This is a genomic window from Erysipelothrix aquatica (assembly GCF_009828825.1).
Taxonomy (GTDB): domain Bacteria; phylum Bacillota_I; class Bacilli_A; order Erysipelotrichales; family Erysipelotrichaceae; genus Erysipelothrix; species Erysipelothrix aquatica_A.
Window position 1 is genome coordinate 364,120 of the sequence record NZ_WTTA01000002.1, and the last position, 22,837, is coordinate 386,956.

Annotated in this window: 21 protein-coding genes and 1 pseudogene; 1 reads left to right on the plus strand and 21 read right to left on the minus strand. The window is 39.3% G+C overall.

What is annotated here, in order from left to right; translation table 11 throughout:
• Positions 1-17 precede the first annotated feature (17 nt).
• The 18 genes from GVV22_RS05000 to GVV22_RS05085 all read right to left on the minus strand — a co-directional run bounded on the left by GVV22_RS05000 (position 18) and on the right by GVV22_RS05085 (position 17,488).
• Positions 18-2,639: an ABC transporter permease gene (locus tag GVV22_RS05000; protein WP_159649039.1), complete on the minus strand. Its 2,622-nt coding sequence runs from the start codon at positions 2,637-2,639 to the stop codon at positions 18-20.
• The gene (locus GVV22_RS05005; protein WP_159649040.1) at positions 2,636-3,316 is read right to left on the minus strand and encodes an ABC transporter ATP-binding protein; all 681 of its coding nucleotides are present in this window, start codon (positions 3,314-3,316) and stop codon (positions 2,636-2,638) included. The genes GVV22_RS05000 and GVV22_RS05005 overlap by 4 nt, the downstream gene beginning before the upstream one ends.
• A 50-nt stretch (positions 3,317-3,366) precedes the next feature.
• Complete coding sequence (locus GVV22_RS05010; RefSeq protein ID WP_159649041.1) at positions 3,367-4,326, minus strand: sensor histidine kinase; 960 nt, start codon at positions 4,324-4,326, stop codon at positions 3,367-3,369.
• Positions 4,326-4,967 carry a response regulator transcription factor gene (locus GVV22_RS05015; RefSeq protein WP_159649042.1) on the minus strand — a complete coding sequence of 214 codons (642 nt, stop codon included), beginning with the start codon at positions 4,965-4,967 and terminating at the stop codon, positions 4,326-4,328. Before GVV22_RS05015 ends, GVV22_RS05010 begins: the two co-directional genes overlap by 1 nt.
• A gap of 110 nt (positions 4,968-5,077) precedes the next feature.
• On the minus strand, positions 5,078-5,794 hold the full coding sequence (locus GVV22_RS05020) for a CAP domain-containing protein (RefSeq protein ID WP_159649043.1): 717 nt from the start codon (positions 5,792-5,794) through the stop codon (positions 5,078-5,080).
• 271 nt (positions 5,795-6,065) lie between these two features.
• Positions 6,066-7,820, minus strand: coding sequence for an NAD(+) synthase (gene nadE / locus GVV22_RS05025; protein ID WP_159649044.1), 1,755 nt, complete (start codon positions 7,818-7,820; stop codon positions 6,066-6,068).
• A complete protein-coding gene (locus tag GVV22_RS05030; RefSeq protein WP_159649045.1) occupies positions 7,817-8,530 on the minus strand; it encodes a TrmH family RNA methyltransferase in 714 nt (237 codons plus the stop codon). Before GVV22_RS05030 ends, nadE begins: the two co-directional genes overlap by 4 nt.
• Entirely contained in the window at positions 8,527-9,123 is a 597-nt protein-coding gene (locus tag GVV22_RS05035) for an SGNH/GDSL hydrolase family protein (protein ID WP_159649046.1), read from the minus strand. The genes GVV22_RS05030 and GVV22_RS05035 overlap by 4 nt, the downstream gene beginning before the upstream one ends.
• A 63-nt stretch (positions 9,124-9,186) precedes the next feature.
• A complete protein-coding gene (locus tag GVV22_RS05040) occupies positions 9,187-9,525 on the minus strand; it encodes a hypothetical protein (RefSeq protein ID WP_159649047.1) in 339 nt (112 codons plus the stop codon).
• Positions 9,522-10,028, minus strand: a complete 507-nt coding sequence (locus GVV22_RS05045) for a hypothetical protein (RefSeq protein WP_159649048.1) — start codon at positions 10,026-10,028, stop codon at positions 9,522-9,524. Before GVV22_RS05045 ends, GVV22_RS05040 begins: the two co-directional genes overlap by 4 nt.
• 12 nt (positions 10,029-10,040) lie before the next feature.
• Positions 10,041-11,066, minus strand: a complete 1,026-nt coding sequence (gene queA / locus GVV22_RS05050; protein WP_159649049.1) for a tRNA preQ1(34) S-adenosylmethionine ribosyltransferase-isomerase QueA — start codon at positions 11,064-11,066, stop codon at positions 10,041-10,043.
• Between the two features lie 25 nt (positions 11,067-11,091).
• Positions 11,092-11,562: an NUDIX hydrolase gene (locus tag GVV22_RS05055; protein ID WP_159649050.1), complete on the minus strand. Its 471-nt coding sequence runs from the start codon at positions 11,560-11,562 to the stop codon at positions 11,092-11,094.
• 58 nt (positions 11,563-11,620) lie between these two features.
• On the minus strand, positions 11,621-12,100 hold the full coding sequence (locus GVV22_RS05060; RefSeq protein WP_236261921.1) for a PTS sugar transporter subunit IIA: 480 nt from the start codon (positions 12,098-12,100) through the stop codon (positions 11,621-11,623).
• A 156-nt stretch (positions 12,101-12,256) separates the two neighbouring features.
• Positions 12,257-13,888: an alpha,alpha-phosphotrehalase gene (locus tag GVV22_RS05065; RefSeq protein ID WP_159649052.1), complete on the minus strand. Its 1,632-nt coding sequence runs from the start codon at positions 13,886-13,888 to the stop codon at positions 12,257-12,259.
• Positions 13,878-15,287, minus strand: a complete 1,410-nt coding sequence (gene treP, locus GVV22_RS05070) for a PTS system trehalose-specific EIIBC component (RefSeq protein ID WP_159649053.1) — start codon at positions 15,285-15,287, stop codon at positions 13,878-13,880. Before treP ends, GVV22_RS05065 begins: the two co-directional genes overlap by 11 nt.
• Positions 15,288-15,396: 109 nt before the next feature.
• Positions 15,397-16,242: a PRD domain-containing protein gene (locus GVV22_RS05075; protein ID WP_159649054.1), complete on the minus strand. Its 846-nt coding sequence runs from the start codon at positions 16,240-16,242 to the stop codon at positions 15,397-15,399.
• Positions 16,243-16,341: 99 nt separating this feature from the next.
• Positions 16,342-16,785: a hypothetical protein gene (locus GVV22_RS05080; RefSeq protein WP_159649055.1), complete on the minus strand. Its 444-nt coding sequence runs from the start codon at positions 16,783-16,785 to the stop codon at positions 16,342-16,344.
• 76 nt (positions 16,786-16,861) lie between these two features.
• On the minus strand, positions 16,862-17,488 hold the full coding sequence (locus GVV22_RS05085) for a YitT family protein (protein WP_159649056.1): 627 nt from the start codon (positions 17,486-17,488) through the stop codon (positions 16,862-16,864).
• An 83-nt stretch (positions 17,489-17,571) separates the two neighbouring features.
• On the opposite strand from GVV22_RS05085, the gene GVV22_RS05090 reads away from it, so the two are divergent.
• Positions 17,572-18,390, plus strand: a complete 819-nt coding sequence (locus GVV22_RS05090; protein WP_159649057.1) for a MerR family transcriptional regulator — start codon at positions 17,572-17,574, stop codon at positions 18,388-18,390.
• Positions 18,391-18,400: 10 nt separating this feature from the next.
• On the opposite strand, the pseudogene GVV22_RS05095 reads toward GVV22_RS05090, so the two are convergent.
• The 3 genes and pseudogenes from GVV22_RS05095 to typA all read right to left on the minus strand — a co-directional run bounded on the left by GVV22_RS05095 (position 18,401) and on the right by typA (position 22,836).
• A pseudogene (locus GVV22_RS05095) lies at positions 18,401-19,708 on the minus strand (PTS sugar transporter subunit IIC).
• A gap of 139 nt (positions 19,709-19,847) precedes the next feature.
• Positions 19,848-20,996, minus strand: coding sequence for a tRNA guanosine(34) transglycosylase Tgt (gene tgt, locus GVV22_RS05100; protein WP_407925787.1), 1,149 nt, complete (start codon positions 20,994-20,996; stop codon positions 19,848-19,850).
• A gap of 28 nt (positions 20,997-21,024) precedes the next feature.
• Positions 21,025-22,836 (minus strand): translational GTPase TypA, encoded by a 1,812-nt coding sequence (typA, locus tag GVV22_RS05105; RefSeq protein WP_159649058.1) that lies wholly within the window; start codon positions 22,834-22,836, stop codon positions 21,025-21,027.
• Position 22,837: the final 1 nt, after the last annotated feature.

Below are 22,837 nucleotides of genomic sequence, written 5' to 3' on the forward strand. Positions count from 1 at the left end.
TAACAACTTTCATGAATTTAGAAACGTCTCATGTCTTCAACAATTTTTTGTTTGCGTGATTGAGTCACCGAAACAACAAGGTTTACAATCACAATAACAAGCGTAAAAATCCAGGAGATAGCCACTGCTTTACCGTCGATCGAAAAGACAAACAGTGTTTGTTGATTGACTGTATTCACAGCGTAAACGAAAACGTACGATAATCCAAGTCCGATAATCGTTCCCCATAGAACAGGTTTTACCATTATCGCCACAGTCTCCCACAACAACATTTTTTCAACCGATCGTTGTGACATACCAACCGATCGTAGTGCTGCGAGTTCCGCCCGTCGTTCATTAAGGCTAGACGCTGTCAAACTTACCACGTTAAGTACGCAGATTCCACTAATAAAAATTAGAATCGCATAGAGAACATTTTGCATTGTCGATTCGATAGCTCGAGCATTGGCAAATTCTCGATCCAAATTACTGACATGATATCCCAATTCCTTTAGATAATCTTCAGTCTGGAAACTGTCTCGCGCCTGAATTTGCGCAACAACCTGAATTTCTCCATATCTCAGTGTATTTCCACGGTTTGGATACTCTATTGTCATATCTTCATAAATTTTATGGGACATGATGATACTTCCAAGCGGTGTGCTATCAGTATAGTTATTCCCTAACACATTGTTGGGTAGTACATCTACTTCGTGAATAATCCGAACTTCTTGTGCCTCATTCACGCCACCGATTTGCTCGAATGACTCATTTTCGAGAAAACCTACATGCAATATTGGGTTCTTTGACACATCATATATCGGCCCTTCATACCTATATGCACCGTCGCTTCTACTAGCATAGTAATTCATGAGAATGCCATCAGCACTGGACTCTGGGTTTACTCCATACGATTTTGCAAGTTCTTGAAATGCGCCATCGTCAATGGTTGTAATAAAAATTCCGGGATATCGTTTATTATCAATTTGCGACTCAAGCCCAGGAACAAATGTTTTCGGTGACAAATCGGATTCTGTAACCGCGAGGTGCAGGGATGACTTCATTCCAAAACTATCAATCGGTTGATTTCCTTGATTCAAGTCTTCTTTAAGTTTATTCTCTAATGAATCGATATCGCTGAATGATGTAATTTCAGTTCGCTTTAATAATACCTCAAGGTTATTCGTCCCTGTATCATAACGTTTTGACACTGAAAAACCGATCTTGATAAAAGACATTAACGCAATAAAAATAACAATACTAATTGCTAGCGACATTTTAACACCTTTGAATTTCCCTGAATCCGAGTACGCATATTTTTGTGCAAGCTTCCCTTCTGGAGATTTTGCCATCATCCAACCAAGAAGCGACGGTCTCCGTTTTTTTGAATCTTTATAACGTTTACTCTCGCGAATTGATTCAATGGATGTCATCTTAAACATACGTGAAATTGCACGATGCAGGGGAATTGTGACAATTATTGCTGCGATTATAACGATAAACAAATAACCAGCTAGCGGAATGTACGCATCAAACAGAAATGAATTATGTTCTAAGTTCGCTTCGATTATTTGATTATTCAAATACTGAGCAAGGACGTATGCTATGCCATACCCGACCCCAATTCCTAATGCAATACCGACGCCTCCCAACAAATATCCTTCTACTGAGATCATGCCTCGTAATTGACGTTTCGTAGCACCAATACTCCGTATCAAACCGTAGTTGTGCATTTGTTTTTCGACATTATTATTGAACGCGTTAAAAATCATTGAAAACGTAGCTACGAGAAGAACGAGTATAAACACGAGTGATGCTGTTCCCAACGCGAGCTTCGCTTCACTCAGTATAAATTGCATACCTAAGATTGTATTATATTCACTATTATAGTTAACATACCATGAACTTATATCTTCAACAGAATTTTCATCAATAAAATCCGTGGCTTGTAGATTATCTCGTATTAATTTTTCGATATTCTTGGTCCCTGGTTTAAATGCTATTGATACATTTGACAGTTCAAGTGGAGAATTGACTGTCTGAGTTCGATTATAATGAGCGTTTTCTTTGTATATACCGACAACTGTCACATCACTTCCATAAATACGTTGTCGTTCATGCCCTTCTTGTGCTGGATCTGTCCACTCCTCAAAAACAAATGACGGGTAAGTGTTACCCACTTCAACATTAAATTTTTTTGCCTCAATTGCATTTATGGCGACTTCGTTTTGATTTTGAGGCAATCTTCCACTTGCAAGCATTGATTCATAAGTAGGGAATTCTTGTTGCATATCTCGAGGCAATGTTTTGTAATTTGTTTCAAAATTTACGGACTCTACACTATTGGTTGTCATTTCGGCAGGACCTGCTGGACCGGCTTCAAACTCTATATTGTAAGCCTCTCCTCGAATGTCGGTGTAGTCAATGGACCCTTCCATTCGTTTTATTATAGATTCTGGATCCTGTAGTCTATGAATCCTTACATTATACTGCTCTGATGTGTTTAGGATTTGATATTCATAGTTTCGAATTAACCCAAAGAACACCGCAACAACCATTGTGGTCATAGAAACTGAAAGTGCGACTGTTAGTATCGTCATCAAAGATGTGCTACGATTTTTTAGCAAACTACGAAACCCGATTTTCTGGAACGTTTTCATCGGATAACCTCATCACGAACAATACGACCATCTTCAATGCTTATAATCCGGTCCGCTTCCATCGCAATCGATTCATCATGCGTTATCAAAATGATCGTTTGATGATACTTTTGATGCGATGCTTTGAGAATCTTTAAAATTTCCAATGAATTGGCCTGATCGAGATTCCCTGTCGGCTCATCCGCCAAAAGAATTGAAGGTCGATTCATAAGTGCTCGACCTATCGAAACACGTTGTTGTTGTCCGCCTGACAGCTGATTGGGCAAATGTTTTACCCGATTTTCTAAATCAAGTGTCGTTATGATTTCTTGATAGTATGCCGCATCAACTTTTGCGTCATCAAGATCAATGGGCAACTTTATGTTCTCCTCAACATTAAGAATTGGAATTAAGTTGTAGAATTGATATACAAGTCCAATATGACGTCGACGGAAAATTGTTAATTTTTCCTCGCTCATTGTTGATGCATCGATCCCATCAATCGTTACAGATCCAGCGCTTGCTTGATCAACACATCCAATAATATGGAGTAACGTCGACTTCCCACTCCCACTTGGTCCTGTAATTGCTATAAACTCTCCTTTTTGAACCGAAAAGGAAACATCATTAAGGGCATATACTTGTTCTTTCCCTTGTTTATATATTTTTGATACTTGGTCTACTTTTAATATTTCCATAGAATTCACCTCGCTAAACTCAGTATAGTTCATGAATTGTAGATAAGTTCTTACACTTCTGTCATTCTCTCAAATCGAAAGACAAATGTATTAGTATCAGTTATGTAAAGTCTTCCGTCTTGCTGACTCATGATTGCTTTGGACAACGCGAGTCCAATCCCGACTGATTCTGGACTTTTATCAGGACCACTAAAAAAACGTTCAAATATTCGTTCGCGAAGTCCATATTCAATCATTGGACCGTCATCTGATATTTTGAGCTCCGCAGACAATCCGCTTCGTTTAAGGGAAATCTTAATGACTTGTTTTGCATATCGTAATTTATTGTTGATGACATTTGAGAAGGCTTCTGCCGTCTGCTGTGGGTCACAAACAATCATCACATCCTCAAGTTCTAGGTGAACGTCTAATTGATGATGGTCAATAAGCGGCCTCATTTCTGAAACTAACTCGAGAACAAAGTCTTTGCCCTTTATCTTTTCAAGGTTAAACGGTAATGTTTGAGCTTCCAGTTGGACAAGCTTAAGAAGCGAGCTTACCAGTCGATTCATTCGATTAATCTGAGTCCGACTATTTTGAACGATTAATGATTCCTGATCATCAAGATCATTGAGTATTGAAAGTGATGCGAGGGGCGTCTTCAACTGATGTGAGATATCTTCGAGAGATGTTTTAAGTAACGATTGTTGTTTAAGAAGTTCTTGGTTAAGAATCTGAAGATGTACAGTCGTTTTATTCAATTCTGAATGGAGTACGTTCAATTCACCCTCATCATATGCATTTAAATCATAACTGTAGTCACCACGGTTCAGAGCTTGAAGGTATTCAGTTACCGTTGCTACGTGACGACTTCGAGATTCTAAAAAGAAAACTATGGAAACTACCGTTCCCACTGCAAAAAGAGCAATCGCAGCGATTGAACTCCATCTTTGGATTATCAATGCAGCAACGCTCAATCCAAATAAACAATAGAGCAATACCCTTACTGCTTTATCTCTTAAGTGTTTCATCATAGCATCATATACCCTTTCCCGTGAATCGTCTTGATTGTAGAGTGATATCCAATTTTTTCACGCAGTCGTTTAATGGTAACAGATAGTGCATTATCAGAAATATAGTCCCCACTTTCCCACAAAACATCATTCAAAGATTCACGTGTTAATATCATGTTTTTATGGTTAAAAAAATGGAGTAATAGTCGGTATTCTTGTGTGCTTAATTGAATCGGTTTTTGATCCACGCACACCAACCCCTTATTGAGATCTATCATGATATGGTCATCTTCGAGAATGGTTGCTTGTTGGCGTTTGGTCACCGCGAGAATTCGTCGTTTCAGTTCGCTCAAACGAAATGGCTTCACGATGTAGTCATCTGCCCCTGCATCAAAACCTTCGAGCAAAGTTTGTTCATCATCTATTGCCGTAATAAAAATAAATGGACACGTGACGCGCTTCTTGAGAAGGGCCGCCACATCAAATCCCGACCCATCAGGGAGTCCAATATCAAGCAATACGACATCAAGAGTTTCATTGAGCATTCGCTCCGCTTCTTGTACGCTTAAAGCAACGGATACATCCCATCCGTTTTGATTAAAAAATGTACGCAATCCAAACACTATGGATTGGTCGTCTTCGACTAATAAGAGTTTCATACTTCTATTATACGCATGATTGACACTTATTTTCTTATAATTATGTCATAAATAAAATACCGCACTGGTCCCCACACAGTACGGTATTTTATTTCGGTTCAAGGGCATTACTAATAACCAAACAGTTGTACGTAGTAATGCATGCCTCGAACATCTCGAATTACGGCAGTTCCAACCGTCCCAAAATCGCCATAGAGAATATTGTCACGATGTGATTCAGATTGCATGAAGCCTGCTTGTGCTTCTTCAGAGGTCTTTTGCCCGTATGCTATATTTTCAGCATAGACATGGCTACTCACAGTATCCCATAAGCGTCCATCAGGACGTTTATGATCAAATGTAATAAGAAGCTCTGTAGCTCTTGTTTTAGCAGCATCCGATAATTCCTTTGACCACGTTAGCTCTGATAAATAAACATCCCGTCGGGATTGATTAATTGATTCGAATAATGCACTTGCAAGAACATCATCATAAACACCTTGTGTCACACTTTCCAAGGTTTTAACTCCAACTTCTATAATTTCTGCTGTTGCAGAAACTGTCTCTGCAAGATTTTCATATGTCGTTATGTCACCATTATGTTCTAACTGAATGATTTCATAACGATAATACCCATCCGCTCCCGATTCAACAATTCGCGAATCACCAACAAACAATAGTCCTGAGGGCCTTTCAATTGTCTCATAGTAGATAGGCTCAATTCTCTCATCAATTACTTTGGAACAACTGGTCACTGTGTCACCTGTCACTACCATACCCAGTTGTCGATTTGAGACACAACCCGTGATAAGTAAAACTACTATCAGTAGCAGTAGTGTTTTCTCCACATCATCACCCCTTCAAAAAAAAAATACTAAGGGTTGTTTTAAACAACAAGGTATCCCTATCTTGAACATAGGATTATAATACCATTGTGTCTGTCACATTATAAGGTTTATCGTACAATTATTAAATCATGTTCGGTGTATATTGACTAACCTGCTGTATTTAAGGGTTATTTGGTAATAATTTGCCGTTTGATTTGTGTTTTTCTTGTGATTTAGAAATTAAGATTTGAGTTCAAGCGCATAAAAAAAAAAGATAACCGAGGTTATCTTCTTACATTTCAAGAATTGACGCCATAAGTACACGTTGTTTTTGTGTATATGATTGCGGAAGTTGGCTTTCACGATACGTCATGCCATACGCATAATCACTCACTGAAACAATCGGTGGCATTTGAATCCGCTTGTAGACAGCAACATTCATCGTTCGAATGACCCATTGCAAATCTTCGATAAACGCTTCGGGCTTATCTAATTGATAGGCCTTAAGATAACTACCGAGCTTGGTATTGTAAATGGTACCGTCTAAATATGACGCAAGCAAATCCTCCAAAGAATCTTTTTGTAAGAATTCGATGAGGGCATCATGGTAGCCCCATTTCATGGGATCAAACTGATCATCCTTTAATTCTGCACTGGGTGCAAATTCCCAAGAGACATGTGTTGCTTCATCAAGCGGAATAAGATTTTGTGGGACCAGTTCCGACTGCGCGATGTCGTTTAACGATTGTGCGACTTTTCCCACTTCCATTTTGGTAAGATCGCCAAGTATCGCCAACGCACCAATTGCATCACCATAAAGTGTTGCATAGCCCAACGCAACCTCAATTTTGTTTCCATTATTCGAGACGACTGCATTTTCTAAACTTGAAACACTCATCAGAGTATGCCCTCGTAATCGTGCTTGAATGTTTTCATAGGACAATCCTTCTACGGTTTCGTAACCACCATGACCCAAACTTTCAAGTGTCGCATCAACCATGGAGGCAATCGGAATTTCCAATAATTTAAAGTTAAGTTTCTCACTGAGATGATAGGCATTACTCTTGGTAATGTCACGTGTGAATTTACTTGGCATTGTAACACCCAATACACGATCTGCGCCCAATGCTTTAACTAAGAGCGATACCGTTACGCTGCTATCAAGACCACCCGATACACCCACAACCCATTTTGGACCGTATGCAAGTGTTTCCTCATCAAAATAACGAATTGCGTGAATGAGTGCTTCATAAAGTTTATGGTCGACTGGATTTTGATGTGGCTCAAGGGCTATCAAATCAATCACGGTTTCTGATTGTTCAAAGTTTTGTGGTAACTCATGAATTGTCGTTGGTGTCACAACCAAGGACCCTCCATCAAACACGACGACATTCTTACCATTGTTTTGCATACCCGTAGCATTCACATAAACAAATGGCATTGATAAATTGTGACGACGGATTGTGTCAAGGCGTGATGTCTCTTTGCCCTTAACCCATGGTGATGCAGAAATATTAATCATTACATCAGGATTATAGGCTTTCATTTGTGTCGTAGGTGACATATCATGCGTTTCATCCCACATATCTTCGCAGATTTGAATCGCTACTTTTTGCCCTTTAAATTCAAATGGTTCAAAATTACCATGACCCGCATGGAAGTAACGTTTATCATCAAAGAATGTATAGTTAGGCAATAAATGTTTTAGATAAATTCCCGCATCGGTTTGCGAAGCACGGTGTGCCCAATCGCCATCAACCGCAAAATACGCAGCATTATATAAATGTTTTCCATCATGATGAACATTTCCCCAAATGACTGCGGTTCCCTCAGAGAGCGCCTTTAGTTGGTCGTTATAGTGCATGAAATCATGAATCGTATCCAGATTATTATATTTATCGCCCAACATGTAACCACCTACGGCCATCTCTGGAAAGACAATGATATCAGCTTGATTCTTATGCGCTAGAATCGCCGCTTTCATGACTTCAAAGTTTCGTAGGGGATTATTTGAAAAAATACGTTGTTGTATAATTGCTAGTTTCATTCGGATACTCCTTTTTGACGATAGTGCTCATAGGCAAAGGATGTTGCTGCACCAACAGTGCTTAATGAGACCCTTGCATCATAGTCAATACGAACATGATCTTCACTTAAATCAAGAAGTGAACGTGAAAGGCCACGAAGTGCACCACCCAAAGCAATACATACACGGTTTGGCATTTGATAGTGATGAAGCGCAACACTCTCATCGCCTCGATAAGCAGCAACAATGCGAACATCGTGTTCTTTTACAATCGCCATATCATGCGTTAAGTCGTCAGATTTTAGCCACCATAACGATTCACTTGCACCGGCACTCGCGCGAATCAGTTTTGCTTCATTATCATAAAAATCATAGTTTGGGGTCACAATCCCATCAAAACCCAAAGATGCTACTGTACGACAAATCTCACCAAGGTTAAAAGGATCAGTTACCCCTTCAATACACATGAGTGCAAGTGATCCTTGTTTTAGCGTGTCGAAACCATCCGATAGTCGTGGTCCACATGCAACCAAGTATCCGCCATGACTCGTATTCCCAGCCAATTGATCCATAGCTTCCCGATCTAACCGTTCAATTGGTAAACCCTGCGCGATTCCCAAAACATAACGTGACTCACGATCATGATGCTTATCAAGAATATAGACCGCACTGATTTCTCGTTTTCGCTCTTTTAGAATTGCTTTAACACTTATTTTACCTGATACAATCATAGAATACTCCACTCTTTAAATTTATCCAAGATCGCTGTTTCTAGAACACGAACACCTGGTTTTTTTAACTGCAAACCGTTTGGTTTGACGATATTATAAGCTCCGGTATCGAATGCCGCTTGATTCAACAATCCATCCAATGTAATTAATTCAAACCCATACGACTTCGCAATTTTACGGGTAATGTATATTTTATCCTGAATATCGTAACGAACGTGATCACGGATTGCATAGCGTGAAACATAGAAAGGCTCAATCAAGACAACACGTTTGAGCGTCAATGCATCCAATTTACGAGCGAGTTCATGATATTGGTTTTCAAAATTAAGCATGGAAGCAGTTGTCCCAGACAAGATGTCTCGACGCAAGTTCAAACTATCTTCATTACCAAGGGACACAAAAACAACGCTGGGTTTCAGTGTTGTACAGTCTGATTGAAAATTGTTTAATACATCTTCGGTCAGATAGTGCTTCTGGGCACTATTATGAATGTTATAATTTGGCAACGCTTTGGTCAGTGATCGTGTTAGCGATGTACTCACAAACGTATTATCACCCAGTAGCACGATGTTCGCATTTTTCTTTAATCTCATATTCAGTCACCCCATTTATTTTATTATACATGTTTCAATGAAAAAAAGAGTTCGAAAACTCTTTTAAACTTGGAAAAATGCCCATCCACAGTACAATAAGAGCAAATCTAAGAACCCACCGGTTATTCCGAGGGTTCCAAGTAATTGCCGAAACTCTGGAACTTGGAGAATATTCAGTTGGAATCCAAAGATAAAAACAACGATAATTGCGATGATAACTTTTCCTAACCAACGGTTATTTGCTTTGCTGTGTGGAGACATGAAGTGTCCAATTACCAGGAGCATAACCATCCAAATAAATGTCAGAAACCATGTAAAGGTTCCAGGTATAAATTTTAAAAGCAGACTGTAGATTATTGCGGATGCAACAATCGCCAGTAATGCGGTCCAATGACGTTTCAAACTTTCACAACTCCTTCTTGTTTAAGGCGTACAAACGCACCAAACAATATTCCGAGTCCTGGAATAATTGTCGATGGCAACCAGACAAGATTCATAAAAGATCGAATCTGCATCGTGTCGTACATTAAGTTCCCAAAAATTGGGTTCATGAGACTATAGAATAACCATGGCGTTTTTAAGTGTAACAGGTAACTATATACAAAAATAATCAAAAACGTTGCAAGTAAGATCCCCGTTAGGACGAGAACTGCTGAATCAATCGTTTCGATAAGGTTACGCTTATTAGATTTTGAAATAACTAATAGATAACCCGGAATTGCATAAATGATAAATCCTATAATACTAATTATAATCACTTGGAAACCGACATGAATACCTCTAATATATTGAATTAAAGGATGACCGTTTCCATACATTAAGAGCGTTATTGTTGCGACAATGAACTGAATTCCTATCACTATTAGAATCATTTTTAACCGCTCTGGATTTTTATTGATTTTCATAAGACTCCTCTTTTATTTTTTATGGGTCAAGATCATGCTGTCGCCAAAGGAGAAGAAACGATATTCTGTCTCAACTGCATGGGCATACGCGTGGTCAATTTCAGCTTTACCAGCAAAGGCGCTGACAAGCATAATGAGTGTAGATTTTGGCAAGTGGAAGTTCGTAATGATTGCGTCCACCGCTTTCCATTCATATCCTGGATAGATGAATATTTTACTTTCGCCTTCAGTTTCTAAAAATGTTCCGTGCTCGGTCATAATGGTTTCCAAAGTTCGTACTGATGTCGTTCCAACGGCGACAATACGACGCCCTTCAGCACGTGCTTCATTTAGAACATCCGCAGTTTCTTGGGTCATGAAGTATGATTCAGCATGCATTGTATGTTCAAAAATATTATCCACTTTGACAGGTCGGAACGTTCCCAATCCAACATGTAATGTTACAGGAACAATCATAACACCTTTTGCTTTCAATTGGTCAAGGATTTCTTCCGTAAAGTGTAATCCAGCAGTTGGTGCCGCAGCACTTCCCGCAACTTCCGAATAAACTGTTTGATAGCGTTCTTTATCTTCGAGGCGCTCATGGATGTACGGTGGTAAAGGCATTTGCCCCAGTTCATCCAGTACTTCTAAGAATATCCCTTCAAAAATAAGATCAAAGAAACGAATTCCTTCATCGCCAATTTTTGTACAGATAGCCTTCAGTTTCCCACCGCCAAAACTTAGTTCAGTTCCCAATTTTACAACTTTAGCGTTTCCAACAAGACATTCTGCTGTTTTTCCTTCAAATTTAAGAATCAACAGCTCGACATGCGCGCCGGTCTCCGGTTTTTCTCCAAAAAGACGAGCAGCAATAACCCGTGTGTTATTGACCACTAAAACGTCCCCTTCATGCAAGTAGTCGGTTATATTGTAGAAGTGTTTATCTTCAAGATTCATACCGTCCACAACCAATAAGCGCGACTCACTGCGTTTGGCTGCAGGTGTTTGTGCTATCAGTGACTCTGGAAGGTAAAAATCAAAATCATTTACGTTCATAAGTGTTCTCCTAAAAAGTTCTTTACTATTTTAACACATTCCCTTTTGTGATTGCGAACTCTTGAAATTCTCGAATCATTCGCAAATGAACGGGAACCATTAATTCCGGTAATTGATCCAGCGGAAAAAACTGAACACGTAGAGATTCATCAGGATTATGTTGCAAATCACCCTCGTAATCCGTTGTATAGAAAACCGCAGTTACGACATACATCTCATCCCCATTTTCGAGAACTACATGGTGCGTTGGTCCTGAGTAATTTTTGAAAAACGCTAGCGTTCGAATCGTCAAGTTGGTTTCTTCTTTAACTTCGCGGATGGCAACTGTTTCGAAACTTTCCCCAAGGTCCATCATTCCCCCTGGGAGGCCAAAGTGGCCTGAAGTACGCTGCTCCAAAAGAACTGCTCCAGCACTATCAAAAACAAGTACAACTGATCCTGGCAATATAATTGGACGGTGCCCGACAAATTGTCTTAAGTATTTGTAATATTCCATCGATAGCTCCTTTCGACAATGGCAATACAAAAAAGCTTAGGATATCCTAAGCTTTAAATTATGCGTTTACTGAGAAGATATCATCAGTTGTTGGTGTTACTGTTTCACCGTCACGATGTAATGTAATCGCTTGTCCCGATGTTATTATCATTGGACTAATAATTGATTTCCCAGCTTCCTTGATGAGTTCAAGATCCATGGTCGCAAGTGTATCGCCGCGTGATACTTTATCACCGACTTTAACGTGCGATACAAACCCTTTCCCTTCAAGTTGTACTGTATCAATTCCTAAGTGTACGAGAATTTCGACACCATCTTCTCTGACAATACCATAGGCATGACCCGTTGGGAACACAACCGTTACTTCACCTTCAGAAGGCGCGACAATTGTTCCGTCGGTTAATTCGATCGCATACCCGTCACCCATCATTTTTTGGGCAAAGACTGGATCGGGGACTTGTTCTAATGATAAAACTGTTCCAGTTCCAAATGCTCCATAAGATTCATCTGTTGCTTTCTTTTTACGTTTAAAAAACATATACATACCTCCAAATGGCGCTACGCCGCATCAAGTCATTTAAATTGATTGTTTCCGCTCGTGTATCTATTTTATCATTTATTCACGCCCAATAGATACGTTAACGACTAATTATTATGAAATTGCAATGACATTTTGCGATGTATCATGCGATACCTAGCATGATGCTACAAGCGTGTAAACACATGCCTCATACGGTTTCAATTCACAGGGTGTCGCTAAAGTCGTACGTCCCACATTGGAAAGTAATATTTCTTTGATGTTTTCTTTAGGTTGGTATGCAACCGTATGACCATAGAAATTAATGACCACTACGATTGTTTCCCCGTTGTATTCGCGGGTATAGATCATCAGTTCGGGATGGTGCATCGCTTCAAATGTTATCGATCCAGATTCAATGATGCGCGACGTTTTCCGTAAGGCAATCAGTTTTCGATAATAATGAAAGACTGAATTGGGATTACTAAGGTTATCCGCAACTGTTTGAACCTTCGGATATTTTGTTAATCCAAGCCACGGTGTTCCTGTCGTAAAGCCATGATGCATTGTATCATCCCAAGGAATCGGTGTTCGTGAGTTGTCTCGTGACCGCTGTCTGAGTATTTCGAGTGCTTCAGAATCCGTCATTGATGCTCTGAGAATTTCATAGTAATTAATTGACTCTACATCGCGATAATCATCGATTGTATCAAAGTACGCGTTTGGCAACCCAATCTCTTCACCTTGGAAAATATAAGGCATTCCTCGCATTAATTGCATCGCGGTTGCTAACGCGGTTGCAGATTCGAATGGGTATTCACGATCATTTCCAAAACGCGACACCGAGCGCGGTTGATCATGATTGTTTAAAAACAATGACATGTTCGCATTGCTTGCTGCCATCGCATCTTGCCACGTCTTCATTAATGTCTTAAACTGCAAGAAATCAAATGGCATCAGCTCCCATTTTTTTCCATCTTTGTAGTCCACTTTTAGATGATGAAAATTGAAGATTGTGGATAACTCTTGGTTTTTGGGTGCCGCATAGGCAACACCATTGTGAACATCAGTCGATGAGAGTTCACCGACGGTGGTGATATTGGGATATTTTCCAAAAGTTTCTTGATTTAAGCGGTGAAGGTGTTCGTGAATACGCGGACCATCAGTATAGAATCGACGTCCATCCCCTTCATGGTCATCTTCAAATAAATCTGGATCTGGTTTTGATACCAGATTTATAACATCAAAACGAAGCCCTTGGATGCCTTTATCCAACCAGAAATTTACAACATCAACGAGTGCTTGGAAAACAGGTTCGTGTTCCCAATTCAAATCCGCCTGAGTCACATCAAAAAGATGTAAGTAATACAGATTGAGTGATTCAATGTACTCCCACGCATTCCCACCAAATTTTGATTCCCAATTTGTTGGTTTCTCACGGAAGAAATAGAAATCTCGATATTGCGGATCTTCAAGTGCTCGTTTGAACCATGCATGCTCTGTTGATGTATGGTTTAAAACCATATCAAACATGATTCCAATATTGCGGCGCTTCGCTTCTTCGATCAACACTTCAACAGATTCCATGGTCCCGAATACAGGATCAATCGCAAGATAGTCCGCAACATCGTATCCATTGTCTCGCTGTGGCGAGGTAAAGATAGGTGTAAGCCAAATCATATCGATACCTAAATATTGGAGATAATCTAACTTTTCAATAATCCCTTGGACATCACCAATACCGTCACCATTCGTATCATAGAATGACTTTGGATAAATTTGATAAACTACTGGTAACTTATTTTGCATTGCCCTCAACCTTTCTGCCGTATGCAACAGTAATAACAAATGGAACAACAATGACAACGAAGGCAATTATAAAGAACAATGGCCAACGGTCAATGTTAAATGACAAGAATCCTGGTAATCCTCCAACACCTATTGAGTTTGCCATTAATCCAAACCCAACTGAGATCACAGCTGCAATTGATGATCCAATCATTGCTGCAATAAATGGATAGTTATACTTTAAGTTTATTCCGAACATCGCAGGTTCAGTAACACCTAGATATGCTGAAATGATCGAAGGAATCGACACTTGTTCTTCTTCAGTATTTCCTCTGTGAAGCCACCAAATTCCAAGAACAGCACTACCTTGAGCAATATTACTAAACGCAATCATTGGCCATAAGAGTGTTCCGCCAAAATCATTAACGAGCTGCATATCGATCGCGTTACTCATGTGATGTAATCCCGTTAAGACTAGGGGTGCATAGAAGAAACCAAAGATTCCTGCAAAGAGAATTCTAAATGATGATGTTAGACCCGAGTAGACGACATTCGAAATCCATGAACCGATTGTCCATCCAATAGGACCTAAAATAACGTGTGCAATTAAGACCGCAGGTACTAATGCGAACAGCGGAACAAAAATCATCGAAACAGCACTTGGAATGATTTTCTTCCAGAAGCGTTCCAGATAGACCAAGGTAAATCCAGCAAGCATTGCGGGAATAACTTGAGCTTGGTACCCAATCATTTGAACTTGTGCAAACCCAAAATCCCAGAATGGAATTGAAGTTGCTCCAGCTACCTCATAGGCATTCATCAATTGTGGTGAAACTAAAGTAATCCCTAAAACAATTCCTAGAATTTGGGTTGTTCCCATCTTCCGTGAAATTGACCATGTGATTCCTACTGGAAGGAATTGGAAGATTGCCTCTCCAATGAGCCACAAGAAGTGGTTAATTCCTGCCCAAAACTGCGAGTTATCGACGATTCTACCCCACTCGCCCCAGGTAACACCCTCAAGAATATTTCTAAATCCAAGAATTAATCCCCCAATAATCAATGCAGGAATAAGTGGCGCAAAGATTTCTGCCAAGTTGCTCATGAGTTGTTGAACTTTACCCTGGTTGGTTTTGGCTAATGTTTTGACACCTTCCTTTGTGGTTCCTTCAACTCCTGATATCTCTACAAAATCATTGTAGAAAAGATCGACATCATTACCAATGATAACTTGAAATTGACCCGCTTGTGTAAAGGTCCCTTTAACTGCCGGAATCTTCTCGATTGCTTCAATCTCAGCTTGATCAGGATGATTCAGTACAAAGCGCATACGTGTAACACAGTGTGTTACAGCCCCAATATTATCCTTGCCACCCACGTGTTTGAGTAAATCACGTGCGTCATTTTGATATTTTCCCATCTTCTCTCCTCCTTTGAAATGGGGTTTAAAGAAGAAAACATAAAAAGCCTCCCAAGACGCCATAAAAGACGCACTTGAGAGGCTTGCCCATAATTCCGGTAACAAATCCTCACTTGCCTTTATTCATCATCTCCAAACGATTTAGATGAATTGTAAGATAGACAAGTTCTTGTGGGTTTAGTTTTTTCTTTAAACGATTTTCAATGTATTCCTGAATTTGTAGCGAACATCTGTAAGCACTATCAAATTCTTCAATAACATTGTACAAGATATTTTCTTCGAAGTCAATTTGTGTGTCACTTAGCGCCCGTTGGACGAGCATTTTTATATGTATCGTGATTCGTTGTGTTGCTGCTTCTTCAAGTTTTAATGAAATTAAATAGTAATCCCTAACAATATTCAAACAATTTAAAACCGTGTCTGTTAGAATTGACGATTGGTTCTTAATATCTGCATTCGCACCATTCACAATGTGCATTGTAAGGAATCCAATTTCATCGTCAGGCATCTCTATTTGATACTTCGTGTTAACCAATTCTAGTAATCGAGTGCCAAATTGAAACTCATCACCATATAGAATTTGAAGATCATAGTTCATCAAGTTTTTAATATCTTGACCACTTCGATGACGTTCCATCGCAAAATTAATATGATCAATCAACGTTACATACGCATGAGCATCCAAATTGATTCGAGTTTGCTTCGACACATTATCAATCAGACGATACATGTCATAGAACATACTTTCAGGAATGTCCCGAACAAGCTGAGACGTCTTTAAAACGTCTTCTTGTTTGAGTTCGAAGACTTTTTCAATTTTTCGGTTATCAACTTTGGCATGAACTTTCCCCTGAAAGCCAACACCCATCCCAACGATAATAACTTCCTGGAGTCCACTCATGGCACTCACAACGTTATTGTTGAGTATTTTTTTTATTCGGTACGTTTTTTCCATCGTGTGTTCTCCTGTGTGCATTGTATCGTTTAAATGAATTTATTGTCAAATCTTTAACGTAAAAAAAGCTCGGGGTTCATGAACCTCGAGCTTTTGGATTTAGTATAAGTCGCCATGGACTCGAATGTAATCCATGAATGATTTTTGGACATCATCATAATACTTGCAAATAACACGTTTTGAAAATGCATCAATGTTTTCTGGAACATCATACATTGGATAAAAAGTTTGACTGCCATTTGGTTCAAAATCTTCAGTATAGTAAATCGTATGAACTTCCACGAGCCACTTACTTGGACTAAACTCGGAATCTGAATACTCATTCATTAGTGATAAAGTTCCTACTTCCAAATTATGCACGTCTTTCATATCCATACGGACTGAACTCTCTAATGTTTGCTTTTGTTTTAATTCTATATTGGGTAGCGAGTATACCCCGCGGTCGTTTTTTGCGAGAAGGACGTTTCCTTCTTTATCTACGGCCAATAACGTTACAATTGGCACTACTTTTGGGGTCTGCGTTTGTCTAAATTTTTTGGACATCGTTACCACCTCCGTAACCCCATTATGCATTATTTATGTGTAAATTGAGCGAAATATGTGTTAACACACAATCTCACTAAGTTTGGGGAATAGTTGTTTTGATTGGTTGAACACGGTAGGTACTAATCATATCTATTAAGACCGATGATACGGTTACCGTGATTAATGAGTAAACTATTCGGGACATCGGTATATACGATAACGATAGAATCAGCACCGAAAAATCGGTAATCATGTACGCTTTCGCAAGCTTCCAGCCTGTACGTTCTGAGATAATGAGTGCAAGTGCGTCATCTCCACCGCTTGAACCACCACTCCGAACAATAATTCCGACCCCAACACCCACAAACATCCCTGCAGCAATTGCAGCAATGAACTGATTCGTAAATAGATGGGTAATTAATGGAGGTTGAAGTTCCCACATCCTTAAAAACGCAGCCACAAAAAATGATGTAATCGCCGATTTTTTAATGAAGTCGAGACCTAAGAATTTGAATGCAAAAGCATAACACAATAGATCCAATGCAAAGGAAATGTAGGAAGCGTTAATCCCTGTCCAGTGGTTGATGAGTAGAATCCCACCAATGACACCACCTTCGGTGATTTGTAGGGGTTGGTGAATATTATAAAGACCGAATGATAGGATCAGAGATCCTAGTAACATTGCCCCAACAGTCTTCCTATTTTCTTTATTGCGAAACATTGTATTTCTCCTTTTTCTATATATTGACCATTTTAAACCCTAGTACTATACTAGAGTCAAATGAAGAACTTTGGAGGATGCCCATGAAGCAACTTTATACGATCAAAGAAATTTCGCAGTTATACGGTATTGGAGTAGATTCTATTCGTTATTATGAAACTAAAGGACTGATTACACCGCAACGTGGGGACAACAATTACCGTTATTATTCTCTTAATGATATTTTCATCCTCAACATCATTCGTGATCTCTTGGCCTTAGATTTTTCCACTGAACAGATTAAAGACTATTTAGATGCTTTTTCACTCAGCCATACAATTACACTCTATGAAACCGAGAAAAAACGCGTCAAAGCGGAAATATCAAAACTAAATGAAATCTATGAATCACTAAACTATCGTAGTGATATGCTGCGTCATTACCATCATTTAGACGCCACCACGATCACCATCAAAGAATATCCTATTCGCTACGGTTATGAGCTCGAATCACAAATGCGAAGCGATGAAGAAACTGACTTTGTGATTAAACAACTACACAGGAAACACCAAGAAGAATTAGATGAATTAGGGGATTTAGACATTGGCGCCATTCCTTCTTATGATGATGCAAATCAAGGAATCTTAAACACTATGCAATCGGTATTTTTCATTGGTGATGAAGAAACTGACGATTATGATTTTATCCTTCCGGCCGGTACCTATATCTCTATTTTCTATCAAGGATCGTACAAAAAGAGTGTTACTAATTTGAAGAAAATTATTAATGTTGCACATGAGCACGGCTATACATCCGACAATCGTCCTTTTGAAATTTATCGTATCGATAACCGCTACACCCAAAATGAGTCCGAGTTTTTAACTGAGGTACAATTAAAATTGAACGATAAAAAAACCGCTTAATAGCGGTTTTTTACTCTTCTGATGTCTCCGTAATTGCTTCGAGCTCACGTTCTAGCTGTTGTTTCTCGAATACTTTAAAGAATGGGTAGTATATGAGTAACGAGATTACAAAGTTTATAATTACCAAGATTGCCGCCATGATTGTCCAATCAGTACTAATCCAGGCTGCAATTGGCGAGAGCACGGTGAATGGTAGCTTCGCGACCATCATTGGAATCAAATTAAGTTTTAAGAAGATAGATGAAACTGTTGTCATAACTAATGGTGCAACAATGAATGGAATTGCGAGAATTGAGTTCATGACAATTAGCGCTCCAAAAATAATGGGTTCGTTAATATTGAAGAGCCCTGGAAGTATCGATAGTTTTCCTAATTGCTTCAAATATTTAGATTTTGAGAACATAAAGAGAACGACCAGAGCCAACGTTGCCCCGGATCCACCAATCCAAACAAACCATTGAATAAACTGTTCTGTAAATATATTGGGTAATTGCGATGCAGGTACGCCATTAGTGAACGCTTCCATATTTTCAGCGATCGACATATCCCAGAATGGACGAATAATAGGGCCTAAAATAGCAGGACCATGAATTCCCATTACCCAGAAAATACAGATTAAGAATACTGTAAGTAATCCACCAATTAAGCTGTTTCCTGTTAATAGGCCTTTCAACGGCATTAGGATTGTGGTGAGAAAACCATTAATATCAAAGCCTAAGAGATAGCGTATCGTCTAGAAGAATAGAATTACCACTGCAGTTGGAAGTAGCGCAATGAATGAGTTTGTGACTTCGGGTGGAACACCATCTGGCATTTTTATTGTCCAATCTTTTGCCTTCATATAACGGAAAATCTCAACAGTAATTATCGACGTGACAATGGCTGCGAATAACGATGAAGAGCCCAAGGCTCCAATATTGATGTAACGGCCTGATCCAATGACACCATCGACAGCTTGTGTAACATGGACTGGTTCAACTGTCGAAATGAGAAAGGCCAAAATAGCAAGTAAACCCGTTGAAACTTTGTCCAATTGATACGTTCCTGCCAAATGTTGCGCAATGGTAAAGGTACAATATAGCGACATCGTTCCAACTGTAAATCGGAAAGGTATATCAAGCATTGCTTTGTACGGTTCGATGACCGCAGCAATTTCGGGTACGGGAATATTCAACAAAATTGTAAAAAACGATCCTACAATCGTTAATGGAAGCGTAGCAATAATTCCATGACGGATTGCGGACATGTGGCGCTGTCCGCTGATTTTTGTCGCATAAGGCATAATTTTAGCTTCCAAAAATGTCATTAATGCATTCATAGTGAATCCTCCTATATAAACGTTATAACATTATATTCATTAGATTCAATAGAATATGTATGCGTTTTTAATATGTGGGTATTCCCCCTTCTTCTAGCAATAAAAAAGCTTCGACACGTTGTGTCAAAGCTTTTCTGAATTAGAAACCAGAAGTGTTACTTCCATCCGCAATTCCATACGCTTCATAGACTTCATCACGAAGTGCAAGGAGACGATCGTCTTTAATTGCTTCTCGAATATCTTCCATCAGTTTTAATAAGTAACGTAAGTTATGAATAGACAGTAAACGCATTCCGAGACCTTCGTTTGTACGCATTAAATGACGTAAGTAGGCTTTAGAGTATTTAGTACATGCCTCACAATCACAATTTGCATCGAGCGGTGAGAAATCACGTTCATATTTTACACTCTTCATGTTGATACGTCCGACACTTGTCATCGCAGCACCATGACGTGCAATACGTGTTGGTAACACACAATCAAACATGTCAACACCACGTAATACTCCTTCAAACAATCCGTCAACACTCCCAACTCCCATCAAGTATCGCGGTTTGTCTTCAGGCAAATGTTTGATAGTATCTTCAATCATTTTATACATGACATCTTTGGGTTCGCCAACACTGGTTCCTCCAATTGAGTATCCTGGGAAGTCCATATCAACAAGTTGTTTGGCATGCCATTCCCGAAGATCCGAGAATTCTCCACCTTGGCAAATTCCAAAGAGTGCTTGATCATGTGGGCGTTGGTGTGCTTCTTGACCACGCTTTGCCCAGCGAACAGTTCGTTCGATACTTTCTTTCATGTACTCATAAGTTGCAGGATATGGGGGGCATTCATCAAAACTCATGATGATGTCTGCTCCTAAATCGTTTTGGACTTGAATTGAAATTTCTGGAGTTAAGAAGAGCGCGTCACCGTTAAGATGATTCTTAAAATGAACACCTTCCTCCACAATTTTCCGAATTTTTCCTAAAGAGAAGACCTGGAATCCACCACTATCCGTGAGGATAGGTCCGTCATAATTCATAAATTTATGCAATCCACCCGCTTCTTTAACAATATCTGATCCAGGACGGAGCCATAAGTGATATGTATTACTCAAAATCACTTGAGAATTAATATTGTATAAATCTTCAGGTGATAAGAATTTTACAGTTGCAAGTGTTCCAACTGGCATAAACATTGGCGTTTGCACAACGCCGTGTGGCGTTTCAATGGATGCGAGTCGAGCACCTGTATCTTTTTCAGTTTTCAGCAACGTATATTTTAGTGGTTGGTTATCCAATGCCATAGTACGACACCTCTCTCATTAATTATTCTTGTACGTTTCGGATTGCAGCTTTACGTTCGTGTGGTTTTAGGAAACGTTTACGTAGACGAATATTTAGAGGTGTGACCTCGACTAATTCATCATCACGAATGAACTCAAGTGCATATTCAAGTGTTAGTTGGACTGGTGGTGTAAGTTTCATAGCTTCATCACGTCCTGAACTACGAATCGCTGTTTGTTTTTTGTTTTTTGTTGGGTTAACATCCATGTCAGTATCACGTGCGGCAATTCCGACGATCATTCCTTCATAGACATCTGTTTGTGCACCAATAAAGAATTGGCCACGTTCTTGAAGGTTAAAGATTGAGTATGCCATTGAGACACCTTGTTCTGTTGAAACCATCGAACCGTTTTGACGTTGTTGGATAGCACCTTTATATGGCTCGTAACCAAAGAATTGGCGAACCATTGTACCTTCCCCACGTGTTGAGTTAATAAAGTCTCCACGGAAACCAATTAAACCACGTGTTGGAACTCGCCAGTATTGTTTAACCATACCGCGGTCTTCAGTCATGTCAGTCATTTCTCCTTGACGAAGGCTAATTTGGCTGATCATTGTTCCCGAATATGCTTCTGGTACTTCGATAATTACAGTTTCGATTGGTTCGTGTTTCTTGCCATCAATGATTTGCGTAATAACTTGTGGTTTTGAAATTGCAAGCTCGTATCCTTCACGACGCATGTTTTCAATAAGGATTGATAAGTGAAGTTCCCCACGACCAGAGACTTTAAATGAATCTGCTGATCCCGTATCATCAACACGTAATCCCACGTTAACTTCAAGTTCTTTCTCAAGACGTTCTTTAATGTTACGGGATGTGACGTATTTTCCATCACGACCTGCGAATGGTGATGCATTAACCATGAAGTTCATGGATAGTGTTGGTTCTTCAATAATAATTGGTGGCAATGGATCGATATGATCAACATTATTTAATGTGTTTCCGATTGAGATATCATCGATACCAGCAACCATGACAATGTCACCTGCGTATGCTACTTGTGTTTCCACACGTTTTAGACCTTCATAGACATAGACTTTTGAAATTGATTGACGTTTAACATTTCCATTATTGTCAACAACTGCTACTTGTTGTCCTTTTTTAACTTGACCTTTAGTGATACGGCCGATTCCAAGACGTCCAACGTATTCGTCATAGGCTAATGATGATACTTGGAATTGAAGTGGATCATTATCATAATCTGGGTAAAGTGGTGTATGTTCAACAATGGTATCAAAGAGATCTTTGATGTTTGTAGCATCTTGATCTAATGATCTTTGAACAATTTGTTTCTTCGTAATTCCGTAAAGAATTGGGAATTCGAGTTGTTCGTCGGTTGCGTCAAGATCCATAAAGAGTTCGTAAACTTCTTCAATGACTTCTTCAACACGACGGTCTTGTTTATCAATTTTATTAATTAATAAGATTGGTTTTAAACCATTTTCAAGCGCTTTGTTTAGAACAAAACGTGTTTGTGGCATTGGTCCTTCTGCACTGTCAACAATTAAGATAACTGTATCAACAGTTTTGATGATACGCTCAACTTCACTTGAGAAGTCAGCATGTCCTGGTGTGTCCACAATATTGATTTTAATGTCGCCATATTCGACACTACAGTTTTTGGAATAGATTGTAATACCACGCTCACGCTCGATATCATCACTATCCATAACTTGGTCCACGACCACTTGATTCTCATGAAATACACCTGCGGACTTTAACATCGCATCTACGAGTGTACTTTTACCAGCGTCAACGTGAGCAATAACTGCTATGTTTATTATTTTTTTCATA